20 protein-coding genes are annotated in these 23,575 nt (G+C 68.8%); 9 read left to right on the plus strand and 11 right to left on the minus strand.

Features of this window, described 5'->3' with window-relative positions; genetic code table 11:
• Positions 1–235: 235 nt before the first annotated feature.
• Positions 236–724 (plus strand): hypothetical protein, encoded by a 489-nt coding sequence (locus BLR51_RS02355; RefSeq protein ID WP_131821776.1) that lies wholly within the window; start codon positions 236–238, stop codon positions 722–724.
• A gap of 49 nt (positions 725–773) precedes the next feature.
• On the opposite strand, the gene BLR51_RS02360 is transcribed toward BLR51_RS02355, so the two are convergent.
• The gene (locus tag BLR51_RS02360) at positions 774–3,053 is read right to left on the minus strand and encodes an NADP-dependent malic enzyme (protein WP_089843239.1); all 2,280 of its coding nucleotides are present in this window, start codon (positions 3,051–3,053) and stop codon (positions 774–776) included.
• Between the two features lie 165 nt (positions 3,054–3,218).
• Positions 3,219–3,419 (minus strand): DUF3072 domain-containing protein, encoded by a 201-nt coding sequence (locus BLR51_RS02365; RefSeq protein WP_089843242.1) that lies wholly within the window; start codon positions 3,417–3,419, stop codon positions 3,219–3,221.
• Positions 3,420–3,574: 155 nt separating this feature from the next.
• On the opposite strand from BLR51_RS02365, the gene BLR51_RS02370 reads away from it, so the two are divergent.
• From BLR51_RS02370 to BLR51_RS02390, 5 genes are all read left to right on the plus strand, one after another.
• Entirely contained in the window at positions 3,575–4,495 is a 921-nt protein-coding gene (locus BLR51_RS02370; protein ID WP_089843244.1) for a manganese-dependent inorganic pyrophosphatase, read from the plus strand.
• Between the two features lie 210 nt (positions 4,496–4,705).
• Positions 4,706–5,824, plus strand: a complete 1,119-nt coding sequence (locus BLR51_RS02375) for an HWE histidine kinase domain-containing protein (protein WP_242656623.1) — start codon at positions 4,706–4,708, stop codon at positions 5,822–5,824.
• A 61-nt stretch (positions 5,825–5,885) separates the two neighbouring features.
• Positions 5,886–7,145 (plus strand): SulP family inorganic anion transporter, encoded by a 1,260-nt coding sequence (locus tag BLR51_RS02380; RefSeq protein ID WP_089843247.1) that lies wholly within the window; start codon positions 5,886–5,888, stop codon positions 7,143–7,145.
• Positions 7,146–7,215: 70 nt separating this feature from the next.
• Positions 7,216–8,088 (plus strand): TIGR01459 family HAD-type hydrolase, encoded by an 873-nt coding sequence (locus tag BLR51_RS02385; protein WP_089843251.1) that lies wholly within the window; start codon positions 7,216–7,218, stop codon positions 8,086–8,088.
• A gap of 97 nt (positions 8,089–8,185) precedes the next feature.
• Positions 8,186–8,629, plus strand: a complete 444-nt coding sequence (locus BLR51_RS02390; protein WP_089844057.1) for a MaoC family dehydratase — start codon at positions 8,186–8,188, stop codon at positions 8,627–8,629.
• 44 nt (positions 8,630–8,673) lie between these two features.
• On the opposite strand, the gene BLR51_RS02395 is transcribed toward BLR51_RS02390, so the two are convergent.
• A complete protein-coding gene (locus BLR51_RS02395) occupies positions 8,674–9,756 on the minus strand; it encodes an NAD(P)/FAD-dependent oxidoreductase (RefSeq protein ID WP_089843255.1) in 1,083 nt (360 codons plus the stop codon).
• A 50-nt stretch (positions 9,757–9,806) separates the two neighbouring features.
• Between BLR51_RS02395 and mnmC2 the strand changes: the two genes are divergently transcribed.
• Positions 9,807–10,475 (plus strand): tRNA (5-methylaminomethyl-2-thiouridine)(34)-methyltransferase MnmC2, encoded by a 669-nt coding sequence (gene mnmC2 / locus BLR51_RS02400; protein ID WP_089843257.1) that lies wholly within the window; start codon positions 9,807–9,809, stop codon positions 10,473–10,475.
• The gene (locus BLR51_RS02405) at positions 10,472–11,344 is read left to right on the plus strand and encodes a DMT family transporter (RefSeq protein WP_089843260.1); all 873 of its coding nucleotides are present in this window, start codon (positions 10,472–10,474) and stop codon (positions 11,342–11,344) included. Before mnmC2 ends, BLR51_RS02405 begins: the two co-directional genes overlap by 4 nt.
• Positions 11,345–11,500: 156 nt before the next feature.
• On the opposite strand, the gene BLR51_RS02410 is transcribed toward BLR51_RS02405, so the two are convergent.
• Positions 11,501–13,456, minus strand: a complete 1,956-nt coding sequence (locus BLR51_RS02410) for a lytic transglycosylase domain-containing protein (protein ID WP_089843263.1) — start codon at positions 13,454–13,456, stop codon at positions 11,501–11,503.
• A 128-nt stretch (positions 13,457–13,584) separates the two neighbouring features.
• On the opposite strand from BLR51_RS02410, the gene dapA reads away from it, so the two are divergent.
• Positions 13,585–14,460 (plus strand): 4-hydroxy-tetrahydrodipicolinate synthase, encoded by an 876-nt coding sequence (gene dapA, locus BLR51_RS02415; RefSeq protein ID WP_089843266.1) that lies wholly within the window; start codon positions 13,585–13,587, stop codon positions 14,458–14,460.
• Between the two features lie 212 nt (positions 14,461–14,672).
• Here the strand turns inward: dapA and BLR51_RS02420 are convergent, their stop codons facing one another.
• The 7 genes from BLR51_RS02420 to BLR51_RS02450 form a co-directional block, all read right to left on the minus strand.
• A complete protein-coding gene (locus BLR51_RS02420) occupies positions 14,673–16,007 on the minus strand; it encodes a M16 family metallopeptidase (protein ID WP_165616717.1) in 1,335 nt (444 codons plus the stop codon).
• On the minus strand, positions 16,004–17,359 hold the full coding sequence (locus BLR51_RS02425; RefSeq protein WP_089843269.1) for a M16 family metallopeptidase: 1,356 nt from the start codon (positions 17,357–17,359) through the stop codon (positions 16,004–16,006). Before BLR51_RS02425 ends, BLR51_RS02420 begins: the two co-directional genes overlap by 4 nt.
• A gap of 141 nt (positions 17,360–17,500) precedes the next feature.
• Entirely contained in the window at positions 17,501–18,022 is a 522-nt protein-coding gene (locus BLR51_RS02430; RefSeq protein ID WP_089844063.1) for a DUF3035 domain-containing protein, read from the minus strand.
• Between the two features lie 55 nt (positions 18,023–18,077).
• The gene (lspA, locus tag BLR51_RS02435) at positions 18,078–18,566 is read right to left on the minus strand and encodes a signal peptidase II (protein WP_089843272.1); all 489 of its coding nucleotides are present in this window, start codon (positions 18,564–18,566) and stop codon (positions 18,078–18,080) included.
• A gap of 122 nt (positions 18,567–18,688) precedes the next feature.
• Positions 18,689–20,278, minus strand: a complete 1,590-nt coding sequence (gene purH, locus BLR51_RS02440; RefSeq protein WP_089843275.1) for a bifunctional phosphoribosylaminoimidazolecarboxamide formyltransferase/IMP cyclohydrolase — start codon at positions 20,276–20,278, stop codon at positions 18,689–18,691.
• Between the two features lie 21 nt (positions 20,279–20,299).
• The gene (locus BLR51_RS02445) at positions 20,300–22,048 is read right to left on the minus strand and encodes a heparinase II/III family protein (RefSeq protein ID WP_089844065.1); all 1,749 of its coding nucleotides are present in this window, start codon (positions 22,046–22,048) and stop codon (positions 20,300–20,302) included.
• Between the two features lie 189 nt (positions 22,049–22,237).
• On the minus strand, positions 22,238–23,500 hold the full coding sequence (locus BLR51_RS02450; protein WP_089843279.1) for an RsmB/NOP family class I SAM-dependent RNA methyltransferase: 1,263 nt from the start codon (positions 23,498–23,500) through the stop codon (positions 22,238–22,240).
• Between the last annotated feature and the right edge of the window lie 75 nt (positions 23,501–23,575).

Genomic DNA, 23,575 nt, shown 5'->3' on the forward strand with positions numbered 1-23,575 from the left:
CGCGGCGCGCGTTTGCAAATTCGCTAAGTCAAAAGCTGCAAATCACGCCGCGGCTGCCTTCCGCACCGGCAGATGACGGTGATTCTGCCCGTGCCAGGACCAGCACCGCGCCAGAGGTGACACAGCTTTGCTGCGGCTGCAGCATCAGGATTGACCGCCCTGCCCGCCGTGCCGTTTTCTGGGGCTGGCGGGGCCGACTCGCCGTCATTCAACCCGGATATTGTTAGGAACGACCATGAACAGAAGAGCATTCCTTGGCGCGGCCGCGGCCGCGCTGCTGTATGTGGTGGCGACTCCGGCAGAGCTTGCTGCAGCCGAGGTTCGGTTGAAAGAACTTATCGCGATGACAAAAAAGGCCAAACCACAGGACATGGCCTCGCTCGCCTGGTCCGCTGCGGAGGCGAAGAAACTGGGCTGGGATTCCCCCGTCAGCGGCAAGGACATGCACTGGCTGGGCAAGTGGAACGTGACCACTCACAAGGGCGAAAAGGCGCAGTTTTCAGTGCTGAAGGGCGGCAAGATCCGGCCCGACAATGGCGCAAAAATCCCGTTCCGGCGCTGGGAGGTGCTTGGCAAGCCGGGATCGCCCATGATGATGAGCCTGTCGGGCTCCGGCAACCTGAACGTTTATTACCAGTATTATGAATGGCGGAACGGCGCCGCCGTGTTCCTGTCCAACTTCGCCAACCGCGCGCAATACATGACGCTGACCATGCGCAGCTGATCGGAGCTGCGGGGACCGGCGCCGGGAGAGCCCCGGCGCCGGTTTCGGCCTAGCCGTAATGCGCGACAGGCGTGCCCGCGATGGCGGACATGTTCAGCAGCCCGCGCGAGGTGATCGAGGGCGTGACGATATGGGCGCGGTTGCCCATGCCCATCAGGATCGGCCCGACCTCGAGCCCGCCCGCCTTGACCTTCAGGATGTTGCGCACGCCAGAGGCGGCATCGGCCTCGGCAAAGACCAGCACGTTGGCGGCGCCGTCCATCCGGTTGTCGGGCAGCAGTCGGGCCCGCAGTTCGGGATCCAGCGCCGCATCCACATGCATCTCGCCCTCATAGACAAAATCGCGCGGCGCGCTGTCGAGGATGGCAAGCGCGCGGCGGATGCGCGGGCCGGACCCGTCAGCCTGATTGCCGAACTGTGACCGCGAGCACAGCGCGATCTTCGGTTCCAGACCAAAGCGGCGGACATGGCGCGCGGCACCAATCGCGGCCTCGGCGATCTGTTCCGGCGTGGGTTCGATCCAGACCTGCGTGTCGGCGATGAAGAGCGGCCCGTCTTCAAGGATCATCATGGACAGCGCGCCATGCGGCTGGTGGCGGACATCGCCCAGCACCTGCGTCACATAGTTCAGATGCCAGCGGTATTCCCCGAAGGTGCCGCAGATCATCGAATCGGCCTCGTCGCGATGCACCATGACCGCGGCGATGGCGGTCAGGTTGGTGCGCATCACCGCACGGGCCAGATCGGGGGTGACGCCGCTGCGCGCCATCAGCCGGTGATAGGTTTCCCAGTAATCGCGGTAGCGCGGATCGTCCTGCGGGTTGACGATGTGGAAATCGCGCCCCGGGCGGATGGTCAGCCCCAGCCGTTCGCAGCGCGCCTCCAGCACTTCGGGGCGACCGATCAGAATGGGGTGTTCGGTGGTGTCTTCGAGGATGGCCTGCGCGGCGCGCAGCACGCGCTCGTCCTCGCCCTCGGCAAAGACGATGCGGCGCGACGCGGTGGCCGCCGCTTCGAAGACCGGGCGCATCAGCAGCGCCGACTTGAACACGCTGGCATTCAGCTTGTCCTTGTAGGCCTTCAGATCCGTCAGCGGGCGGGTGGCCACGCCGGTCTCCATCGCCGCCTTGGCCACGGCAGAGGAGACGACGGCAGAAAGCCGGGGATCGAATGGCTTCGGGATCAGGTAATCCGCGCCAAAGGTCATCTGTTCGCCATGATAGGCCGCCGCCGCCTCGGCGCTGGTGGTGGCACGGGCCAGCGCCGCGATGCCTTCGACACAGGCGATCTGCATCTCGTCGTTGATCTCGGTCGCGCCCACATCCAGCGCGCCGCGGAAGATGAACGGGAAGCACAGCACGTTGTTGACCTGATTGGGGAAGTCGCTGCGCCCCGTGGCGATGATCGCATCGGGCGACACCGCGCGCGCCACGTCCGGCATGATTTCCGGGGTCGGGTTGGCCAGCGCAAAGATGATGGGCCGCGCGGCCATGCGCGTCACCTGGTCGGGGGTCAGCACGCCCGGACCGGAGAGGCCAAGGAACAGATCCGCGCCCTCGATCACGTCATCCAGCGTGCGCAGGTCGGTCTTCTGCGCAAAGGCGGCCTTCTGCGGGTTCATGTCCTCGGCCCGGCCTTCATAGACCAGCCCATGAATGTCGCAGAGCCAGATGTTTTCGCGCTTCACGCCCAGCTTCACCAGCATGTTCAGGCAGGCAATGCCCGCCGCCCCGCCGCCGGTGGAGACGATCTTGATGTCTTCCCACGCCTTTTCGGCCACGAACAGCGCGTTGGTGGCCGCGGCCCCCACCACGATGGCGGTGCCGTGCTGGTCGTCGTGGAAGACCGGAATGTTCATCCGCTCGCGGCAGATCTTTTCCACGATGAAGCAGTCGGGGGCCTTGATGTCCTCAAGGTTGATAGCGCCAAAGGTCGGCTCCAGCGCGCAGACGATCTCGGCCAGCTTCACCGGGTCGTTTTCCGCCAGTTCAATGTCGAAGCAGTCGATATCGGCGAATTTCTTGAAAAGGACGGCCTTGCCTTCCATTACCGGCTTCGAGGCCAGCGGGCCGATATTGCCCAGACCCAGCACGGCGGTGCCATTGGACACCACCGCCACCAGATTGCCGCGCGCGGTGTAGCGGGCGGCATTGGCGGGGTCGGCCTTGATCTCCAGACAGGCCTCGGCCACGCCCGGCGAATAGGCGCGGCTAAGGTCGCGACCATTGGCAAGCGGCTTTGTCGCGCGGATCTCGAGTTTCCCGGGCTTGGGATTCTCGTGATAGAACAGCGCGGCCTGACGGAGGGATTCCTGAGCGGTATCGGACATGCGCGGCCTCGTCCCGAAAATTGTTCAACACTGAACTATCTGCCGCAAGGGCATCTGGATCCGGGTAACAGGAATGCCGCGAGGCGTAAACTCAAAATGGCCGGCGCAGGGATCCACGCGCCGCCCAACGGGCGGAGCAGAAACGGATCCGGTGTAAAAGGCGGGTCAGACCGGCACGATCCGGCCTTCCAGTTCGGCAATGCGCTGTTCGGCCTGCCATTCGGTCAGCTCTTCGGTAAAGGGCTCGCCGGTCTGCTCGGACAGCTCGCGCAGGCGCACGGTCTGCACCTCGGTCATGGGTTCGCGCGGGTCGGGCGGCACGTCCATGGCGGCGTCGATGGCGGGATCTTCGGATTGGGTCGACATAAAGAACCTCCTTTCGGCACAAACGCGCCGACGCTGGCCAGGGTTCCATGCGCGCCCCGCCCACCCCGCCGCAGCCGCCACTTCGCCGCGTGACAAGCCAGCGGGCCACTCCTATAACGCCCGCGAAATCCGATCATCACCCAAGGAGCATTTCCATGACCACCCTGGTTTTCGGCCACAAATCCCCCGACACCGACAGCACCGGCAGCGCCATCCTCTGGGCGTGGTATCTGACCGAGGTGAAGGGCGAGGCGGCGAAGCCCGCCCTGCTGGGCGAACCCAATACCGAAGCCGCGTTCATGCTGCGTCACTGGGGTCTGGAGAAGCCGGAGATCATCGCGGACGTGGCCGAAGGCGCGCCGGTGGTCATCGTGGACACCAACAACCCGGCGGAACTGCCGCCCTCGATCAACTCCGCCGACATCCGCGCCATCATCGACCACCACAAGCTGGTGGGCGGCCTCGAGACCAAGGGCCCGATCGACATCACCATGCGCCCGCTGGCCTGCACCGCCACCGTCATGCTGGATCTGATGGGCGCCGATGCCGACAAGATGCCGAAGGCGATCAGGGGCGCGGCGCTGACCTGCATCCTGTCCGACACGCTGGAATTCCGCTCGCCCACCACCACCGCGCATGACCGCGCCGTGGCCGAAAAGCTGGCCGCCGATCTGGACGTGTCGATCCCCGAATTTGCCGCGCAGATGTTCGCGGCAAAATCCGATGTCTCCAGCTTCTCGGATGCCGAACTGCTGCGGATGGATTCCAAGGAATTCACCGTGGACGGCACCGAACTGCGCGTCTCCGTGCTGGAAACCACCTCTCCCGCGACGATCCTTGACCGCAAGGACAGCCTGATGGCCTCCATGGTCGAGGTGGCCAAGGAAGACGGCGCCGATCAGGTGCTGCTGTTCGTCATCGACATCCTGAAGGAAGAAGCCACGCTGCTGATCCCCAACGATCTGGTGAAGACCATGGCGGAAAAGAGCTTTGGCGTGACCGTGACCGGCGACACCGTGGTGCTGCCCGGCGTCATGAGCCGCAAGAAGCAGATCATCCCCAGCCTCAAGGTCTGATCCTGGCGCGGACCGGATACAAAGGGGGCGCCCTGCGCCCCCTTTTTGCTGCCCTGCGGCACCGTCGCTGCACCTGCAGTTTTTTTGGAGAGCCCCCTTCAACGGGGATGGTTTCTGCTTGCGCCGTGGTAGACTTTGACTCCGGGCGCGAGGGTCCGTAACCACCGCCGGAGATTTGCCCCTCTCTCCGGCCCGTTGGAGGAGCATCTGGTGCCGGGTCAGGCTCGTCTGGACTATCCCTTTCTTCGGGGCGGCGGGGCCATGGGACGCGCGATCACCGCGCATGACTGGGCCTCCACGCCGCTTGGCGCCATTTCCGGCTGGCCCAGCGTGCTGAAGATCAGCGCGGGCACCATGCTGCAATCGGCCTTTCCCAAATGCCTGTGCTGGGGCGACGATCTGACCATGATCTACAACGACGCTTTCGTGCCGATCCTTGGCCGCAAGCATCCCTGCCTTGGCATCCCCTTTCTGGAGGTGTGGAAGGAAGCCGCCGATAGCCTTGCCCCCATCACCGCCCGCGCGCTGGCCGGAGAGGCGACCTTCATCGAGGATTTCGAGATTCACACCACCCGCTCGGGCACGATGGAATCCGCCTATTTCACCTTCTGCTACAGCCCGGTGCGCGACGAGACGGGGCTGGTGCGCGGCATGCTCGACACGGTGATGGAAACCACGGCCAAGGTCAAAGCCAACTCGCTGGCGCAGCTGCGCAACCGCGAACTGGTTCACCGCTCGCGCAATGCCTATGCGCTGGTCTCGGCGCTGGTCAACCTGACCTTCCGCAGCGGGCGCCCGTCCGAAGAGATCAAGTCCGAAATCCACAAGCGCATCGCGGCGCTGGTCCGCGCGCAGGATCTGCTGATGGAGGCGGGGGCGACCCGCGGCCTGCTGCGGCTTGTGGCGGAACGGGCGCTGGAGCCGTTCGAGGATGGCGGCGCCCGCATCACCATCACCGGCCCCGACATCGCCATCGGGCGCGAACAGGTCACGGCACTCAGCCTCGCGCTGCATGAACTGGCGACCAATTCGATCAAATACGGCGCGCTTGGCAGCCTGACCGGGCAGGTCACGCTGGGCTGGCAGGTCACCGGCACCCGCTTCCGCATGGACTGGACCGAACGCGGCGGCCCGCCGGTGCAGATCCCCGCGACGCAGGGCTTTGGCAGCCGCATCATCCGCTACACCCTGCCCGAGGCGTTCGGCGGCGCGCTGTCGCTGGATTACGCCCCCGAGGGCCTGCATCTGAGCCTCAGCACGGCGGCGGACCGGCTGCTGGCCGACGATCCCTTCGCCGCCGACGCGGTTCTGCCCGAACTGCCGCGCTAGGCTGTCGCAGCCGCGACACGCGCCTTGCGCGACTCAGGATCGCGGGCGTAGCGATAAGGTCATGACACCTGCCCTTGCCTCCTCCCTGCGCGGCTACAGTGCCGCCGACCTGCGCGCCGATCTCTGGGCGGGGATCACCGTGGCCATGGTGGCCCTGCCGCTAAGCCTTGCCATCGCCATCGCCTCGGGGGCCGGGCCCGAAACCGGGCTGATCACCGCCGTGGTGGCGGGGTTCCTGATCTCGGCACTGGGGGGCAGCCGGGTGCAGGTGGGCGGGCCCACCGGCGCCTTCATCGTGGTGGTGGCCGACGTGATCGCCCGGCACGGCTTTTCCGGGCTGGTCACCGCCACCTTCATGGCCGGGCTGATCCTGCTGGTGGCGGGGCTGCTGCGCGCGGGCAAGCTGATCCGCTTTGTCCCCGAGCCGGTCATCAACGGCTTCACCATCGGCATCGCCGCGATCATCGCGCTGAGCCAGCTCAAGGATCTGCTGGGCCTGACCGGCGATCTGCCCGCCGAGGCGGTGGAAAAAATCGCAGCACTCTGGCAGGCGCGCGGCGCGGTCGAACCCTGGGCGCTGGCCACGGGGCTCGCCACCATGGCGCTGATCACGCTCTTCCGCCGCCTTGCCCCGGCATGGCCCGGGCTGATCGTGGCGGTGGCGCTGGTGTCGGGCGCGGTGGCGCTGTTCGATCTGCCGGTGGCGACGCTGGGCGACCGCTTCGGCACCCTGCCGCGCGGCCTGCCGATGCCCGCCCTGCCCACGCTCGACCCCGCGACGCTGCGCGCGCTGCTGCCCTCGGCGCTGATCATCGCCTTTCTCGCAGGGGTGGAATCGCTGCTCTCGGCCATGGTCGCCGACCGGATGACGGGCGACCGCCACCGCTCCGGCGCCGAACTGCTGGCGCAGGGCTGGGCCAATCTCGCCTCGGCGCTGATGGGGGGCCTGCCCGCCACCGGCGCCATCGCCCGCACCGCCACCAACATCCGCGCCGGCGCGCGCTCGCCGGTGGCAGGCATGGTGCATGCGGTGGCGATCCTTGGCGCCATGGCGGTGGCGGCCCCGCTGGCCTCGGCGCTGGCCATGCCCGCGCTGGCCGGTCTGCTGATCCTCACCGCATGGAACATGAGCGAGCCGCAGCACTGGCGCGCCCATGCCACCACCGGCCCCATGGCAGACCGGCTGCTGCTCGCGCTGACCTGCGTGCTGACCGTGCTGGCCGATCTGACCGTGGCCATCGGGCTGGGCGTGGCGCTTGGCCTCGCGCTGCGGCTGCAGCGCCGCGCCTCCGCGCCGGACTGGCAGCCCCCCGACCGCTAGGCCGGTTTCGCGCTGGCCAAGCGGCAGCGCGCCGCCTATCAAGGCCGCAACGCTCAGCAGCGAGGCCAGCATGACCCGGATCATCGAACAACTCTCCGACATTTCGCAGGATTACGAGGCGCTGTTCGTCGACCTCTGGGGCTGCCTGCACAATGGCGTCACCGCCTTTCCCGACGCGGTGGAGGCGCTGCGCGGCTTCCGCGCGCAGGGCGGCGCGGTCATCCTGCTGACCAATGCCCCGCGCTCGCGCCACGAGGTGATGAAGCAGATCGAAGGCTTCGGCATCCCCGAAGACTGCTGGGACAACATCGCCACCTCCGGCGACAGCGCCCGCGCCGCGATGTTTCAGGGCGCGGTGGGCCAGAAGGTCTGGTTCATGGGCACCGAGTTCGACAACAGCTTCTTCGAGCCGCTGAAGCTGGTGGAAAACCCCGTGGAGATCACCCGCGTGCCGCTGGACGAGGCCGAAGGCATCATCTGCTGCGGCCCCTTCGACCCCGCAGCCGACCCTGCCGTGATGCGCCCCGAATTTCTGCTGGCCAAGACGCGCGGGCTGAAACTGCTCTGCGCCAATCCCGACATCGTGGTGGACCGGGGCGAGACCCGCGAATGGTGCGCGGGCGCGCTGGCCGCGCTTTATACCGAAATGGGCGGCGAAAGCCTCTATTTCGGCAAGCCGCACCCGCCGGTCTATGACCTCGCCCGCCGCCGCCTGACCGAGATCGACCGCGAGCTGCCCGACAGCGCCATCCTCGCCATCGGCGACGGCATCCGCACCGACGTGCTGGGCGCCATCGGCGAAGACATCGATTCGCTCTTCATCACCGGCGGGCTGGCGGCGCGGGAAACCCTCACCACCCGCTCCCCCGATCCCGAGGCGCTCGCGCGCTATCTCGATCAGGAAAACCTGCATCCCAGCTTCGCCATGGGCTTCCTGCGCTGACATCCCCTTGACTTTCTGCGGTCGCGAAGTAATAAAATTGCGAAACCATCATTCTGGATGGCGCTTTATTACCGGGCCGCAGATCATGGAGGACAAGATGCTGGACAACCTGCCGCGTGGCACGATCTGCATCGAGGATATCGAGATGGGCATGTCGCGCCACCTGCGCAAACAGGTGACCGACCACGACATCGCGCTTTTTGCCGAAGTCTCCACCGACCGCAATCCGGTGCATCTGGACGACGCCTATGCACAGGACACCATCTTCGAGGGCCGCATCGCCCATGGCATGCTGACCGCAGGGCTGGTCTCGGCGGTGATCGGCGAACAGCTGCCCGGCCATGGCACGGTCTATCTGGGCCAGACGCTGAAATTCCTTGCCCCCGTCCGCCCCGGCGACACCGTGCTGGCCGAAGTCACCGTCACCGGGATCGACATTGCCAAGCGCCGCGTCACCCTCGACTGCCGCTGCTCGGTCGACGGCAGACCCGTGCTCGCGGGCGAGGCCAAGGTGCTCGCCCCCTCGCGCAAGTTCGACTGACGCCCCCGCTTCCAGCGGCCCCAAATATCCCGGGGGAGTCCGCGTCAGCGGACGGGGGCAGCGCCCGCTGCCCCGCCTGCGGCGGGCCGCAGCGCATCCTGCAGCCGGAACCCGTCGGGGATGGCGTCGCGCCCCTCCAGCACCAGATCGGCCATGACCTCCGCCACTTTCGGCGCCATGCCGAAGCCGATCTTGAAGCCGCCATTGGCGACATACTGCCCGGGCCGCCCCGGCCATGGCCCCAGCAGCGGCGCCCGGCTCCGCGCCCTTGGCCGCACCCCCGCCCAGCGGTCCAGCACTTCCGCGCCCTCCAGCTGCGGCAGCGCCGCCACCGCCCGCGCCAGCAGCGCGTCGCATTGCCCGTCCACCGCGCCCGGATCGTCAAACTCGCGCTCCGAGGTCGATCCCACCGCCAGCGTGCCATCGCCATGAGGCACGATATGCAGCCCGTCGACAAACAGCTGCGGCGCGTTCCGCGCGTCAAAGCGCAGCAGCAGCGACTGGCCCTTCACCCCGTCGCCCACGGGCTGCCCCAGATCCTGCGACAGCGCGCGCAGCCCTTGCCAGCCGCTGGCCCAGATCACCGCGCCGCGATCCTCCGCCTCGGTCACGATCTCGGCCCCGCGCGCCCGCAGCGCCGCCACCAGCGCCGCCACCGCGCGGCGGGGGGCGACCCGCGCGCTCAGCGTGTCGCGGATCAGCCAGCCCTCGGGGGCTGCGGGGGCAAACGCGCCCGCCTCCTCTGCCGGGATCACCTCCCAGACCGCCGCATCGCCCCAGAGCGCGCGCGCGCCCTGCCCCCGGGCGCGGGCCAGCGCCAGCGCCGCCTCTCCCGCCACCGGCTGCAGGCGACCGGTGCGGGCATAACCTGCGGACAGGCCCCCCGCCGACTCGACCTCGGCCCAGAACCCTTCGGCGCTCAGCAGGCTTTCCAGCTGGAAGGCCTTCTTGGGGTTCCAGTTTTCCGGCACATGCGGCGCCAGCGCGCCCACCGTGCCGCCGCTCGATCCCGCGCCCGGGCCAAAGGGGTCGACCACCTGCACCCGCGCGCCGCGCCGCGCGCAGACCCATGCAAGGCTGAGGCCAAAGATGCCCGCGCCGCGCACTGTCACGTCCCCGCTTGCCATTCCCGTGCCTCCGCTCCAATGTCGCGGCAGTTCTAGAACAGGCGCGCAAGATGAACCAGCCCGACGCCCCGCTCTGGCGGGACGGAGATGTCCCCGTCTCGCCCCGGTTCGACGATCCCTATTACTCGCTGGAGAACGGGCTCGCCGAGACGCGGCACACCTTCCATGCCGGAAACGACCTGCCCGCGCGGTTCCGGGACGGGTTCCATGTGGCTGAACTGGGCTTCGGCACCGGGCTGAACCTGCTGGCGACGCTGGCACTGTGGCGCGCCACGGGTCAGGACGGACGGCTGGTCTTCACCAGTTTCGAGGCTTTTCCGCTTGCAGCACCCGACATGCTGCGCGCGCAGGCGGCCTTTCCGGAACTGGCTCCGCTCGCGGCGGAACTGGCGCCGTTCTGGCAGGCAGAGGCCCGCCGGATCGACCTGCCGGATCTGGCCTTCACGCTGGTCGAAGGTGATGCGCGGCAGACCCTGCCGGTCTGGCCGCACCGCGCCGATGCGTGGTTTCTGGACGGGTTTTCCCCGGCCAAGAACCCCGAACTCTGGGGGGCCGACCTGATGGCGCAGGTGGCGGCCCATACTGCCCCCGGCGGCAGCGCCGCCAGCTACACCGCCGCAGGCCATGTGCGCCGCGCGCTGGCCGAGGCCGGGTTCGAGGTCACCCGCCGCCCCGGTCATGGCCGCAAACGCCACATGACCACGGCGCGCCTGCCATGACCACGCAGAACACCTCTCTCGGCATCTGGCTGATGGTGCTGACCACGCTGATCTTTTCGGCGCAGGACGGGCTGTCGCGCCACCTGTCCGAGGCCACCAATGTGTATATGGTCACCATGGTGCGCTACTGGTTTCTGGCCGCCTTCGTGATCTCGCTCGCCGCGCGCCAGCCCGGCGGGCTGAGGGCGGCGGCCCGCACCAGCCGCCCCGTGATGCAGATCTTCCGCGGCACGCTGCTGGTGCTGGAAATCTGCGTGATGGTCACCGGCTTCGTGCATCTGGGGCTGGTGGAAAGCCATGCGGTCTTTGCCTGCTACCCGCTGCTGATCGCGGCCTTCTCCGGCCCGGTGCTGGGCGAAAAGGTCGGCTGGCGGCGCTGGACCGCGATCGGCGTGGGGTTTCTGGGCATCCTCGTGATCCTGCAGCCCTCGGGCGGGGTGTTCTCGCCGCTGGCCGCCATCCCGCTGCTCGCGGCGCTGATGTTCGCGCTTTACGGGCTGCAGACCCGCAAGGTCGCCAGCTCCGACAGCGCCGCCACCTCGTTCTTCTGGACCGGAGTCAGCGGCGTGGTGGTCGCCACCGGCATCGGGATGTGGTTCTGGACGCCGATGAGCCTTGGCGACTGGGGGCTGATGGGGCTGCTCTGCCTGCTGGGGGCTTCGGGGCATTTTACGCTGATCAAATGTTACGAAGTGGCCGAAGCCTCGGCCGTGCAGCCCTTTGCCTATCTGCAGCTGGTTTTCGCCTCGATCCTCGGCATCGTAGCCTTTGACGAGGTGCTGCGGCCCAACGTGGCGCTGGGGACCGCGATCATCGTCTGCGCGGGCGTGTTCACCTTGATCCGCGCCCGGCGCCAAGCCCGGAGCTAGAGGGGGCGCTGCCCCCGCCGCCCGTTCCGGGCGGCCCCCCGGGATATTTCCGGTCAGAAGAAGCAGGGCGCGATCCGCGTTTCTTCTGACCTCAAATATCCCCGCCGGAGGCAGGCCGGACATCGCCACAGGCACTGCTGCCGCCCAAGGGCGCCGTCATTCCCCCAGCGGCTGCAGCGTGGCGCCCACCAGTTCTTCGCTGAAGGGGACCGGATGCGGATCCTGCCCCAGACGCGCGCGGTAGATCGGCAGGCTTTCGGTGACGCGCATCACGTAGTTGCGGGTTTCGTTGAAGGGGATCATCTCGATCCAGTCCACCACGTCGATCTTGCCCTCGCGCGGGTCGCCATACTGCTCCATCCACGTGATCGGGCGCGAGGGCCCGGCGTTGTAACCTGCGGCCATCATCACCGCATTGCCGTCGAAGCGGCGCGCGAGGCTCGCGAGATAAGCCGATCCCAGCCGGGCGTTATAGGCGGGATCGTCCAGCAGCCCGTCGAGGCTGTAAGGCAGGTCGAGCCAGCCCGCCACCTCGCGGGCGGTGCCCGGCATCAGTTGCATCAGCCCGCGCGCGCCCGCGCCCGAAATCACGCGCGGGTCGAATTCCGATTCGCGGCGCGCGATGGACAGCACCAGTTCGCGCGGCACCGGAAAGCTGGCCTGCACCAGATCGGGATGCAGCGCGTAATAGGGCCCCGGCAGTTCGACGCCATATTGCGCGGCGCGCTTGCCCAGCATGACCTGCACATGCGGGCGGCCCATCTCGGCCAGCATGTCGCCAAGCTGGCCCATCTGCTCGCGGTCGAGCCCCTCGGCCAAGTGGGTCAGGAACCGCTCGCCCAGCGACCTCTCACCGGCGGCCAGAAGCAGGACTGCGGCCTTGTAGACGCTGGAGGAGGTGAAGGGAGCCGTGCGCCAGTCGGGGAAGGGTTCGGTCCCCGCCAGCTTGGGATCGGGTGGCACCTCGGCGCGTTCCGCCGCCAGGAGCCCGTAGAACGAGGTCTGGTAGCGCGCGCCCTCGGCATAGGCCTGCCGCGCCGCCTCCGTCTCGCCCTTGTCGTCGAGCGCGCGACCGGTCCAGTAGCCGGCTCGGCCCAGCGAGATCGGCGAGGAGACGGCGCCGCCATGGGCGCGGAAATGCGCCAGCGCCACGTCTGGCTCGCCCAGAAAGCGCAGCGCGATGAAGCCCGCCAGCCATTCCAGTTCCGCGAACTGCGCGCCATCGGTCAGGCCGTGCCGGGCCGCCACTGCATAGGCATCGCGGAAATCGCCGCGCAGCAGCAGCGCATGGGCAAGATCGTCGCGCCGCCCCGCCCAGGCCCAGGGCTCGCCCAGAGCCGTGGCACTGGTGGAGCGCTCGAGCAGCAGCGCCACCGCGTCTTCGTCGCGGTTCTTGCGCAGCCGCCACAGGTAGCGCTCATAGGCCAGCCCCGGATCCTCGGCCAGCGCCTCGGGCACCTTGGCGATCAGACCGTCCACCCCCGGCGCCATGTCGCGCAGCGCCAGCCGCGCCTCGGCCAGCGCGCGCCAGTCTTCGGGCACCAGCGGCAGCATGGCGCGGGCATTGGCGGTCCAGCCCTGCCACAGCGCCATGTCGAGCCGGGCGATGTGATGCGGCGCCAGCAGGTCGCGCCAGTCGCGCAGGAAGGTGTCGTGTTCCTCGGGCGCCAGCCGCAGCGTGCGCCATGCCAGCACGATATCCGCCTCGGCGGTGCCGCGTTCGCCAAGCGCCAGATGGCTGCGGGCCAGCGCCAGCGCGCCCGCCCCGGTCTGCGGGCTGTAGCCGTCGAAAAAGGCGCGCACCGTGTCATTGTCGGATTCCGAGATGGCGATTTCGCTTTTCTCGCGCAGATAGGGCATGCCCGGCCAGTCGGGATTGCGGGTGACAAAATCCATCACCTGCCGTGCGTCGCCGCGGCTGGCGCGCAGGTAATGCCACAGGATCACGTCCAGCGCCGCCTGCCCGTCGCCGCGCGCGCCGATCAGGGCCGCCGCCCAGTTGCCACCCCGCATGTCGGCCATGGCCTGCGCCAGCGGGCGTTCCTGCTGGGCGGGGGCGGCTGTGGCGAAGAGAGCGACCAGAAGGAGGAGAGCGGCGCGGAGGCGCGACATGATCTTGCAATTTCCCTGCCAAAAAGGAATAGACACGGCGCGGAGGATACCGCGCGGCCCGGGGGGTTCCAACTCACATTCCCTTCAGGCCCGCTAGACGATTTTCACTCACGAAGGAGACGCGTGTCATGTTCAAAGGTTCCATGCCTGCATTGGTCACGCCGTTCAAGGACGGCGCAGTGGACTTCGACACGCTGAAAAAACTTGTCGACTGGCACATCGGTCAGGGCAGCCACGGGCTGGTGCCGGTGGGCACGACGGGCGAAAGCCCCACGCTGAGCCATGACGAGCACGAGGCGGTCATCGACTGCGTGGTGCAGGCGGCGGCGGGCCGGGTGCCGGTGATCGCGGGGGCGGGATCCAACAGCACGCGCGAGGCGATCCGCCTGATGCGCTTTGCCGAAAAGGCGGGGGCGCAGGGCGCGCTGGTGGTGACGCCCTATTACAACAAGCCGACACAGGCGGGCCTGATCGCGCATTTCACCGCGTTGCATGACTGCTGCGATCTGCCGATCATCATCTACAACATTCCCGGCCGGTCTGTGGTGGACATGAGCCCCGCCACCATGGGCGAACTGGCGCGGCTGCCGCGCATCGTGGGCGTGAAGGATGCCACCGGCGATCTGGAGCGGGTGTCGCAGCAGCGCATCACCTGCGGGCCGGACTTCGTGCAGCTGTCGGGCGAGGATGCCACCGCCCATGGTTTCAACGCGCAGGGCGGCTGCGGCTGCATCTCGGTCAGCGCCAATGTGGCGCCGAAGCTCTGTGCCGAGCTGCAGGAGGCGACGCTGGCGGGCAATTACGCGCGGGCGCTGGAGATTCAGGACCGGCTGATGCCGCTGCATCAGGCGATCTTTACCGAGCCGGGCCTCTGCGGCGCCAAATATGCCATGTCGAAGCTGGGCCTGTGCTCCGAGGAAATCCGCCTGCCGCTGCTGCCGGTCACCGCCCCCACCCGCGACAAGCTCGACGCGGCGCTGCGCCATGCCGGGCTGATGAACTGAGCAGGCGCCGGGGGCGCTGCCCCTTCCCCGTCCGCCACAGGCGGACACAAAGAGAAGGGGGGGCTCTGCCCCCGGGCCGCCACAGGCGGACATAGGTGAAGAAGGGGGCTCTGCCCCCGTCCCCTGCGGGGACTCCCCCGGGATATTTGGGCCAAGAAGAAGGGGCGGGCGCAAAAAGCGGCCCGCCCCTTTGGCTGTGGGGGATGGCGCGGTCAGGGCGTGGCGGTGTCCGCGTCCTCGAAGCCCTCGGGCTGGCCGACCACGACGACGCGCAGCGCTTCGGGGTCCAGCAGATCCGCCGCCACCCGCTTCACATCCTCCAGGGTCACCGCCTCGACCATGGCGTTGCGGTCGGTGACATAGTCGGGGGTCAGCCCGTCCATCTGCATGCCCGCAAGGATCTGCGCGATGGGGCCGTTGCCGTCAAAGCGCAGCGGATAGGCGCCGGTCAGATAGGTCTTGGCCTGATCCAGTTCCGCCTGCGTCACGCCCGCCTCTGCCAGTTTTGCCCATTCGTCACGGATGACGGCCACGGCTTCGGCGATGCGGTCATTGGCCGAGGCGACGCGGCCCATGTAAAGCGCTGCATGATCCATGGGCAGCAGGTAGGAATAGACGCCATAGGTCAGGCCGCGCTTTTCGCGCACCTCCTGCATCAGCCGCGCCTCGAAGCCGCCAGCGCCAAGGATCGTGTTCATCACATAGGCCGCGAAGAAGTCGGGATCGTCCCGCGCCAGCCCGCGCTGGCCGAACACCGCCACCGATTGCGGCGTCTCGAAGGGCACCACGGTGACACCTGCGGTGGTCTCTACCGCCACATCCTCCGGCAGATCCTGCGTGCTGTCGGGCAGATCGCTCAGCAGCCCGTCGATCAGGGTCGACAGTTCCTCGGCGGTGATGTCGCCTGCGGCGGCGATCACCACGCGGTCGCGGGTCATCCCGGCCTGATGCGCCGCCACGATGTCCTCGCGGGTCAGCGCCGTGACGCTGTCCTCGGTGCCGCTCAGATCCGAGCCATAGGGATGGTCGCCAAAGACCAGCGCATCGAAGGTGGCATCGGCGATGGCATCGGGATCCTTGGCATCGCTGCGGATGCCGGACAGCACCTGCGCGCGCACCCGGTCCAGCGCGTCCTGATCGAAGCGCGGCGCGATCAGGCTCTGCCGCAGCAGATCCACCGCCGCCTCGCGGTTTTCGGTCAGGAAGCGGGCGGAGACGCCGATGGCATCCTGCCCCGCGTCATAGCGGAACTGCGCGGCCAGCGATTCGGTGGCCTCGGCGAAGCCCCGGGAATCGAGATCGCCCGCCCCTTCCTCCAGCAGCGCCACCATAAGGTTGGTGGCCCCGCGCTTGCCCGGCAGATCCAGCGCCGCACCGCCGCGAAAGCGCAGCTCCAGCGCGGTGAAGGGGATCGACGGCTCCTCCACCAGCCAGGCCTTGAAGCCGGCGGGGGTTTCCACCTGCTGGATCTCGATCTCGGCCCGGGCGGGCAGCGTAAAGGACAGGGTGAAGGCGAGCGCCAGCAGCGGTTTCAGAACGGGGATCATTGCGACACCTCCTTGGTGGGCGCCTCTGCGGTGAGCCAGCCGGTGACGGAGCGGCGGCGGTCCAGCACGGCGCGGGCGGCGGCGGTGATGTCCTCGCCGGTCACCGCCTGCAGCGCGTCGGGCCATGCCTGCACGTCGGCCACGGTCAGGCCGGAGGTCAGCGCGTTGCCATAGCGCTGCGCGATGTCGGACACGTCGTCCTGCGCATAGATGCGCTGCGCGCGCAGCTGGAACTTGATCCGGTCAAGCTGGGCCGGATCCACGCCTTCGGTCATGAACTCCGCCAGTTCGGCATCCAGCGCCGCTTCGGCCTCGGCCAGCGTCACCCCCGGCGCGGGCACCACGGCAAAGCCGAAGCTGCCATCGTCATAGGCGGTGCCGTCGTAAAAGGCAGAGACATAGATCGCCTTCTGCTGGTCGAACTGCAGCGCGCGGTTCAGCACCGAAGTCTGCCCGCCGCCCAGCACCTCGGCCAGCAGGGTCAGCGCCGCCGCCTGCTCCTGCGCGCCCGGCTCGCGCTCGGGGGCCAGATAGCGGCGCATCACATAAGGCTGGGCGACGCGCGGATCGGTCATCACCAGCCGCCGTTCGGCAAGCTGCGGCGGCTCCTGCGGGCGCATCCGTTCGGCGGGAAGGTCGGGATTGGCGGGCAGCGGGCCGTAATGCTGCTCGGCCAAATCGCGCACCTCGTCGGCGGTCACGTCGCCCGCCACGATCAGGATCGCGTTATTGGGCGCATAGAAGCGCTCGTAATAGGCCAGCGCGTCATCCAGCCCCAGCGTCGACATCTCTTCGGGCCAGCCGATCACCGGCACGCCATAGCGGTGGTTGAGATAAAGCGCTGCGGTCATCTGTTCGCGCATCAGCGCGCCGGGATCGTTTTCCACCCGCATGTTGCGCTCTTCGATGATGACGTCGCGCTCGGTCAGGATGTCGGCCTCGGTCAGCTGCAGGTTGACCATGCGGTCCGCCTCCATCTGCATCATCAGGCCCAGCCGGTCGGCGGCGACGCGCTGGTGATAGGCGGTCTGGTCAAGGCTGGTAAAGGCGTTGTCGGTGCCGCCATTCTCCGCCACGACGCGGGAAAACTCGCCCGGCTCCAGCGTATCGGTGCCCTTGAACAGCAGATGTTCCAGAAAATGCGCGACACCGGAGCTGCCCGCCGTCTCGTCCGCCGATCCGGCCTTGTACCAGACCATATGGACCACGACCGGGGCGCGATGATCCTCGACCACCACCACCTCCATGCCGTTGTCGAGCGCAAAGGTCGTGACCTTTTCCTCGACCTCCTGCGCGGCGGCAGATCCTGCGCCGAACGCAGCCAGCGCGATGACCGCGGCAAGTGACCTCATGAACACTGTTCCTTCTCCCCTCGTGCGGATCCCGCACCGCTGCTCGTCTGTTCCCTGCCTCCCAACCTACGAAGCGGGCGCGGGCTTTCAAGCGGGGCTTGCGCGTTCGTGATGGCCGCGAAGGTGCTGCGGCGCCGCGCCTTACTCGCCCGCGGGCGGGGCGGAGGGGGTGCGCACGCCGGTGCGGCGCCATGCGTCCAGCGCGCCCTGCGAATCCAGCGACTGGTCGCGATAGGCGCGGTTGTATTCGTTGTCCGGCACCAGCTTCCAGTTGAAGATGGATTTGCGGCGGCGGAAGGCCGCGTCTTCGGTGGCAAGCTGGGTCCGGATCGCCGGATCGGCCCCGTAGCGCGTCGCGCGCGACAGCAGCGCCATGTCGCTGGCCGGAGCCGCTGCAGAAGCAAGCGCCGCCGGATTGCCGCCAAGGGCCGCCACCACATCGGCGCGCGGGGTCTGGTCGGTGCGGTTGGCCCCGCCCGGCGTCGGCGCGGGCAGGCTGCCATAGGTCTCGGGCCGCACCAGCGGCTTGTTGGGAACGATGGCGAATTCCTCGGGCGTGCCGCGGTTGTTGCGCAGCTGGTGCAGCGTGCGTCCCTCCCCGCCCGAACAGGCGGCGAGCGTCCCGACGAGCCCGATCATCAGCGCGGCTTGCGGCAGCTTCATGGCCATCCTCCGGTTCTTGCCTTGATCCCTGCTTTAGACCATCCGGCCCGCCCCGTCACGAGCCCTTTTTGCGGGACTTGGGCTTGGCTTCGGCAGGAAACAGCACAAGCCCCAGCGCCCCGGCAAAGATCGCGATATCGGCGATGTTGAAGGCGAAGGGGTTGGAGATGCCGCAGCAGGACATGTTCAGGAAATCCGCCACCGCACCATAAAGCAGCCGGTCCACCACATTGCCAAGCGCGCCGCCGATCAGCACCCCGCCCGAGATCAGCCCCCAGCGCCCCGGCGGATCGCGCCGCAGCCAGAGCGTGACAAACCCCACGATGGCCAGCGCCAGCGCGATCAGGATCCAGCGCGTGGCGTCGGGCCCACCGGAAAACAGCCCGAAATTGATGCCGTAATTCCACGCCATGCGGAAATTCAGAAACGGCGGCAGCACGTCGATCGCCTGCTTCTGCGCCAGCCCCATGACATGCACCACCAGCCATTTCGACAGCTGGTCGGCCAGAAAGACCCCCAGCGCCGTTGCCGCGACGATCCGCATGATCCTGCTCCCTCGCATGCGGGAACCAAGGCCCCCGTCTTCATCTTGCCCGGAAAACTCCGGGGGTGAATGGCGCGGCACGCGCCAGAGGGGGCAGAGCCCCCTGCCCCCTCACGACCGGCTCAGTGCCGGAAATGCCGCATGCCGGTGAACACCATGGCAAGCCCCGCCGCATCGGCGGCGGCGATCACCTCGGCATCGCGCATCGACCCGCCCGGCTGGATGACAGAGGTCGCGCCCGCCGCCGCCGCTTCCATCAGCCCGTCGGCAAAGGGAAAGAACGCGTCAGAGGCGACGGCAGATCCCTGCGTCAGCGGCGACGGCAGGCCCAGCCCCTCGGCCATGCGCTCGGCCTTCTTCGCGGCGATCAGCGCCGAATCAAGCCGGCTCATCTGGCCCGCGCCCACGCCCACCGTCGCCTTGTCCTTCACATAGACGATGGCGTTGGACTTGACGTGCTTGGCGACGGTCCATGCAAACAGCAGATCCTCCAGTTCGGCCTCGCTGGGCTGGCGCTGCGTCACCACCTTCAGATCGGCGCGGGTGATCACGCCATTGTCGCGGTCCTGCACCAGCATCCCGCCCGACACCTGACGGAAGGCGAGCCCCGGCGCGGCGGTGTCGGCGAGACCGGAGGTGGTGAGCAGGCGCAGGTTCTTCTTGGCGGCAAAGATCTCGCGCGCGGCGTCATCGGCGCCGGGGGCGATCACCACCTCGGTGAAGATCTCGGTGATGGCGCGGGCCGTATCCGCATCCAGCACCTGATTCAGCGCCACGATCCCGCCAAAGGCAGAGGTGCGGTCGCAGTCGAAGGCGCGGGCATAGGCCTCGGCCAGCGTCGCGCCGCGCGCCACGCCGCAGGGATTGGCATGTTTGATGATGGCGCAGGCCGGGCCGTCCTCGGGCCGGAACTCCGACACAAGCTCAAAGGCCGCGTCGGTGTCGTTGATGTTGTTGTAGCTCAGATCCTTGCCCTGATGCTGCACCGCCGTGGCCACGCCCGGACGGTTCGACCCGTCGCGGTAGAAGGCCGCCGCCTGATGCGGGTTCTCGCCATAGCGCAGGGTCTGGGCGATCTCGCCCGCGATCACCCGGCGGCGCGGCGCGGCCTGCTCCAGCGCGCCCGCCATCCATGTGGACACTGCCGCGTCATAGGCCCCGGTGCGGGCATAGGCGATCTGCGCAAGGCTCTGCCGGAAGGCCAGCGTGGTGGCGCCCTCCTGCGCGTCCAGCTCGGCCAGCAGCGCGGGATAATCCGCCACATCGGTCACCACGGTGACAAAGCCGTGATTCTTCGCCGCGGCGCGGATCATCGCAGGGCCGCCGATATCGATATTCTCGATGCAGGTGGCGTAATCGCCGCCCTGCGCCACGGTCGCCTCGAAGGGATAAAGATTGACCACCAGCAGGTCGATGGCGGGGATGCCATGCTCGGCCATCGCCGCCAGATGCGCGTCATCGTCGCGCAGCGCCAGCAGGCCGCCATGGATGCGCGGATGCAGGGTCTTGACCCGCCCGTCCATCATTTCGGGGAATTCGGTCACCTCGGCCACGTCGCGCACGGCGATACCGGCCTCGCGCAGGGCGCGGGCAGAGCCGCCGGTGGACAGGATCTCGATCCCCCGCGCCTCCAGCGCACGGCCAAGATCCAGAAGGCCGGTCTTGTCGGAAACGGAAATCAGCGCGCGGGCGACGGGGTGCAGGTCAGGCATATGGCATTGGTCCCAGATGGTTCAGAGCATCATGTCCAGCTCGTCCCGGACCAGATCGCGCACCGCAAGCGCGGTGTCCTGCGCCTTGGCCAGGCTCCAGCGGATGCGGGTCGCATACTCCATCGCGCGGCCGGATAAAACGACCTGTTTCGCGGCGCGGGGCCGCAGCCTGCCCTTTTCCAGATAGACCGAGGGCTCCAGCGTCAGATCCACCCCCGGTTCGGGCCGGAACACCCAGATCTCGCCCGAGCGCAGCCCCAGCGACACCGCCGCCCCGCCCAGATCGATCTCCGCCTCGACCTCGGGATGCAGATGAAAGCGGATCTCCCATGGCAGGCCCGCCAGCCGCCCCGCATCCAGCTTCCGGCTGAACTGGCGCCGGTCGGCCTCGTCCAGCGTCAGCAGCATGTCCTCGCCGCTCAGCTCCCGCCCGTCCGGCGACAGCTGCAGCACCCGCGCATGGGTCAGCCCGTGGCTGGCGCGCCAGCCGTCATGCCCGGCCTCCAGCCGCGGCCCCTCCGCCGTGGCGCGCAGTTCCACCGGCACGCGCTTCGGCGCCTCGGCCAGCAGTTCGACCTCGACCCCCGCCAGCCGCCGCCGCTCCGCCAGCCGCGCGCTGGACCGCCCCGCCAGCGCCAGCGTGGAATGCGAGGGCGTCGCCCGCCCCGCCCGCCGCCAGTCCTCGCCGAACATCTCGCCGGTGCCGCAGCTGACGATCAGCGGCCGCCGCCCGGTGGTCAGCTCGAAAGCCAGCGTCGAGGCATGGGCATCCCCCGAAGCCCGCCCCAACACCGGCGGCGCCGCATCGACAATGACGCTGGTGCGCCCCGCCGACAGCCGGGCATAGCCCATGGCCAGACCCTCGGGCGGGCGCCAGCGCAGCCCGGCGCCGACCAGCGCCTGCTCCAGCCGCCCCTCGGCGCCACGCCCGCCGCCCTGAAACCGCGCCAGCCCGCCATCGGCATGGCGCAGCGCGCGCAACGTGGGGGCGATGCGGGAAATCGCCGCCAGATGCGCAGGCCCGGGGCTGCGATCCGCTTCGCGCAGCGCGGCGGCAGCCCATGTCAGCAGGCTCAGCACCTCCAGCAGCTCTTCGGGATTGCGCGAGGGGATGCCGCCCTGTGCATCGACGCGGGCCTCGCATTCGGCCTCCAGCGCGCGGCAGGCGGGATCCACCTGCGCCTCCATCCCCTCCAGCGACAGGCCCGCATAGATCAGTCCGGTCAGCGCGGCAAAGCGCGGCAGCCCCGGCGGGGCCACCTGCCAGCGGCGGCCCAGAAACAGCGTCTGGCTGCCAAGCGCGCGAAAAAACCCCGTGGCGGCGGCGGCATCGCGGCCCCGCAGCAGAAACAGCGCGTGATGGGTCCAGCGGATCAGCCGCTGACCGGCGAGATCGGGCACCCAGCCCGGCCCCTGCCCGCGGCCATAGCGCGCGATCCAGCCCCAGAGCCACTCCTGCGCCAGCGCGCGGGCGGGCGCATCGCCCACCGCCGCCAGATCGTCGAGCCAGCCGAAATCATGGATCTGCGCCTGCCACGCCCAGTCCGGCGCGGGCAGATCCCAGATCATCGCCCCCGGTGCCTCGACCAGATGACCGGCAAAAAGCAGATTTCCCGCGCAAAGCTGGCGCCCGCGCGCGGCGGATCCGGTGGCGCGGGGTTCGGGCTGCGACCGAAAGGCGGTGGCGGGCCGCGCCCGCGCCGCCGCCCGGGCGGCCAGACGGTTGCGCCAGCGCGTGACCGCCAGCGACCAGCTCCAATCCTCCATCATGCCCCGCCCCATCGTCGCGCCCCTGAATGGCGTCTTGACGGAACCTTAACGCAGCCGCCGCGGCAAGTCACCGGACAAACCGCCCGCCGCGCCCCGCAGGCCACCGCCTGCCCTTCTTCTGACCAGAAATATCCCGGGGGTGAATGCGGCGCAGCCGCAGAGGGGGCAGCGCCCCCTTGCGCGACCGCCTCAGCCGCGCTGCAGCACCGCCATGTAGAACCCGTCCATGCCGCCACGCGCGGGCCAGTAATCGGGGCGCAGCCGCAGCCCGCCCTCGGGCGCGCGCCAGCCCGGCTCGACCCCCGGCGCCTCGACGGGCAGCACCTGCAGGCCGGGATGGCGGGCCAGCGCCTCCTCGATCTGGCATTCGCCCTCATCGGGCAGCAGCGAGCAGGTGCAGAACACCAGCCGCCCGCCCGGCGCCAGCAGGCTCAGCGCGTGATCGAGCATCCGCGCCTGCAGGTCGATCAGGTCGGAAATCCCCTCGCCCTGCCGGGCACGCGGCAGATCGGGGTGGCGGCGGATGGTGCCGGTGGCCGAACAGGGCGCATCCAGCAGCACCACATCCCACTCACCCCTGGCCTCCAGCGCGTCGCCCGCCACCAGCTCGGCGCCAAGCCCGGTGCGGGCCAGATTCTCGGCCAGCCGCGCCAGCCGGGGTTCGGACAGATCGAGCGCCGTGACCTGCGCCCCCGCCGCCGCAAGCTGCAGCGTCTTGCCGCCCGGGGCGGCACAGAGATCCAGCGCGCGGAGCCCCGCCACATCCCCCAGAAGCCGCACCGGCAGGGCGGCGGCGGCATCCTGCACCCACCACGCGCCTTCGTCATAACCGGGCAGACCCGAAACCTGCCCCGCCTCGGTCAGCCGCAGCGAGCCGGTGGGCAGCAGCTCCGCCCCGAGCCGCTCAGCCCAGCCCGCCGCATCATCCTTCACGGTCAGGTCAAGCGGCGCGCCGGCCAGATGCGCCGCCTCCATCGCCGCCACCGCCTGCGGCCCCCATGCCGCGCGCAGCGGATCGCGCAGCCAGCGCGGCAGGCGCGGCACCCGCAGCTTGGCCCATGCGGCAGGGCCGTCCTCGGCGATGCGGCGCAGCACGGCATTGACCAGCCCCGCCATGGTCCGCGCCTTGCGGTCGGCGGAGACAAGGGTCACGCAGTCATTCACCACGCCATGCGCGGCGCCGCCGGTGCAAAGCTCCCATGTGCCAAGCCGCAGCACGTTGCGCACCATCAGCGGCGGCGCCTTGCGCAGATGCGGTTTCAGCAGCGCGTCGCAGCGGTCGAGATTGCGCAGCACCTCCAGCGTCATACGTTGGGCTGCGGCGCGGTCGGCGGGGGCCAGCGCGGCCCATGCGGGGCCCGTCATCGCCTCGGACAGCAGGCGGCCCTGCCCCGTCACCTCGCCCAGACATCTGAGGGCGGCGCCGCGCGCCGGGCTTGCCTTGTCGGACATGGGGTCTCTCCGTTCCGCGCAGGCCCTGTTGCCCGGTCGCGCCGGGCCCTATATCAGGGGCACCCCCGCCTGAAA

This window comes from Salipiger marinus (genome assembly GCF_900100085.1).
Classification (GTDB): domain Bacteria; phylum Pseudomonadota; class Alphaproteobacteria; order Rhodobacterales; family Rhodobacteraceae; genus Salipiger; species Salipiger marinus.

What these genes read in the sequence shown, in the direction of transcription:
- BLR51_RS02355 (WP_131821776.1), top strand. Translation starts at nt 236, where the DNA reads ATGAACAGAAGAGCATTCCTTGGCGCGGCCGCGGCCGCGCTGCTGTAT.
- BLR51_RS02360 (WP_089843239.1), bottom strand. Translation starts at nt 3,053, where the DNA reads ATGTCCGATACCGCTCAGGAATCCCTCCGTCAGGCCGCGCTGTTCTAT.
- BLR51_RS02365 (WP_089843242.1), bottom strand. Translation starts at nt 3,419, where the DNA reads ATGTCGACCCAATCCGAAGATCCCGCCATCGACGCCGCCATGGACGTG.
- BLR51_RS02370 (WP_089843244.1), top strand. Translation starts at nt 3,575, where the DNA reads ATGACCACCCTGGTTTTCGGCCACAAATCCCCCGACACCGACAGCACC.
- BLR51_RS02380 (WP_089843247.1), top strand. Translation starts at nt 5,886, where the DNA reads ATGACACCTGCCCTTGCCTCCTCCCTGCGCGGCTACAGTGCCGCCGAC.
- BLR51_RS02385 (WP_089843251.1), top strand. Translation starts at nt 7,216, where the DNA reads ATGACCCGGATCATCGAACAACTCTCCGACATTTCGCAGGATTACGAG.
- BLR51_RS02390 (WP_089844057.1), top strand. Translation starts at nt 8,186, where the DNA reads ATGCTGGACAACCTGCCGCGTGGCACGATCTGCATCGAGGATATCGAG.
- BLR51_RS02395 (WP_089843255.1), bottom strand. Translation starts at nt 9,756, where the DNA reads ATGGCAAGCGGGGACGTGACAGTGCGCGGCGCGGGCATCTTTGGCCTC.
- mnmC2 (WP_089843257.1), top strand. Translation starts at nt 9,807, where the DNA reads ATGAACCAGCCCGACGCCCCGCTCTGGCGGGACGGAGATGTCCCCGTC.
- BLR51_RS02405 (WP_089843260.1), top strand. Translation starts at nt 10,472, where the DNA reads ATGACCACGCAGAACACCTCTCTCGGCATCTGGCTGATGGTGCTGACC.
- BLR51_RS02410 (WP_089843263.1), bottom strand. Translation starts at nt 13,456, where the DNA reads ATGTCGCGCCTCCGCGCCGCTCTCCTCCTTCTGGTCGCTCTCTTCGCC.
- dapA (WP_089843266.1), top strand. Translation starts at nt 13,585, where the DNA reads ATGTTCAAAGGTTCCATGCCTGCATTGGTCACGCCGTTCAAGGACGGC.
- BLR51_RS02420 (WP_165616717.1), bottom strand. Translation starts at nt 16,007, where the DNA reads ATGATCCCCGTTCTGAAACCGCTGCTGGCGCTCGCCTTCACCCTGTCC.
- BLR51_RS02425 (WP_089843269.1), bottom strand. Translation starts at nt 17,359, where the DNA reads ATGAGGTCACTTGCCGCGGTCATCGCGCTGGCTGCGTTCGGCGCAGGA.
- BLR51_RS02430 (WP_089844063.1), bottom strand. Translation starts at nt 18,022, where the DNA reads ATGAAGCTGCCGCAAGCCGCGCTGATGATCGGGCTCGTCGGGACGCTC.
- lspA (WP_089843272.1), bottom strand. Translation starts at nt 18,566, where the DNA reads ATGCGGATCGTCGCGGCAACGGCGCTGGGGGTCTTTCTGGCCGACCAG.
- purH (WP_089843275.1), bottom strand. Translation starts at nt 20,278, where the DNA reads ATGCCTGACCTGCACCCCGTCGCCCGCGCGCTGATTTCCGTTTCCGAC.
- BLR51_RS02445 (WP_089844065.1), bottom strand. Translation starts at nt 22,048, where the DNA reads ATGATGGAGGATTGGAGCTGGTCGCTGGCGGTCACGCGCTGGCGCAAC.
- BLR51_RS02450 (WP_089843279.1), bottom strand. Translation starts at nt 23,500, where the DNA reads ATGTCCGACAAGGCAAGCCCGGCGCGCGGCGCCGCCCTCAGATGTCTG.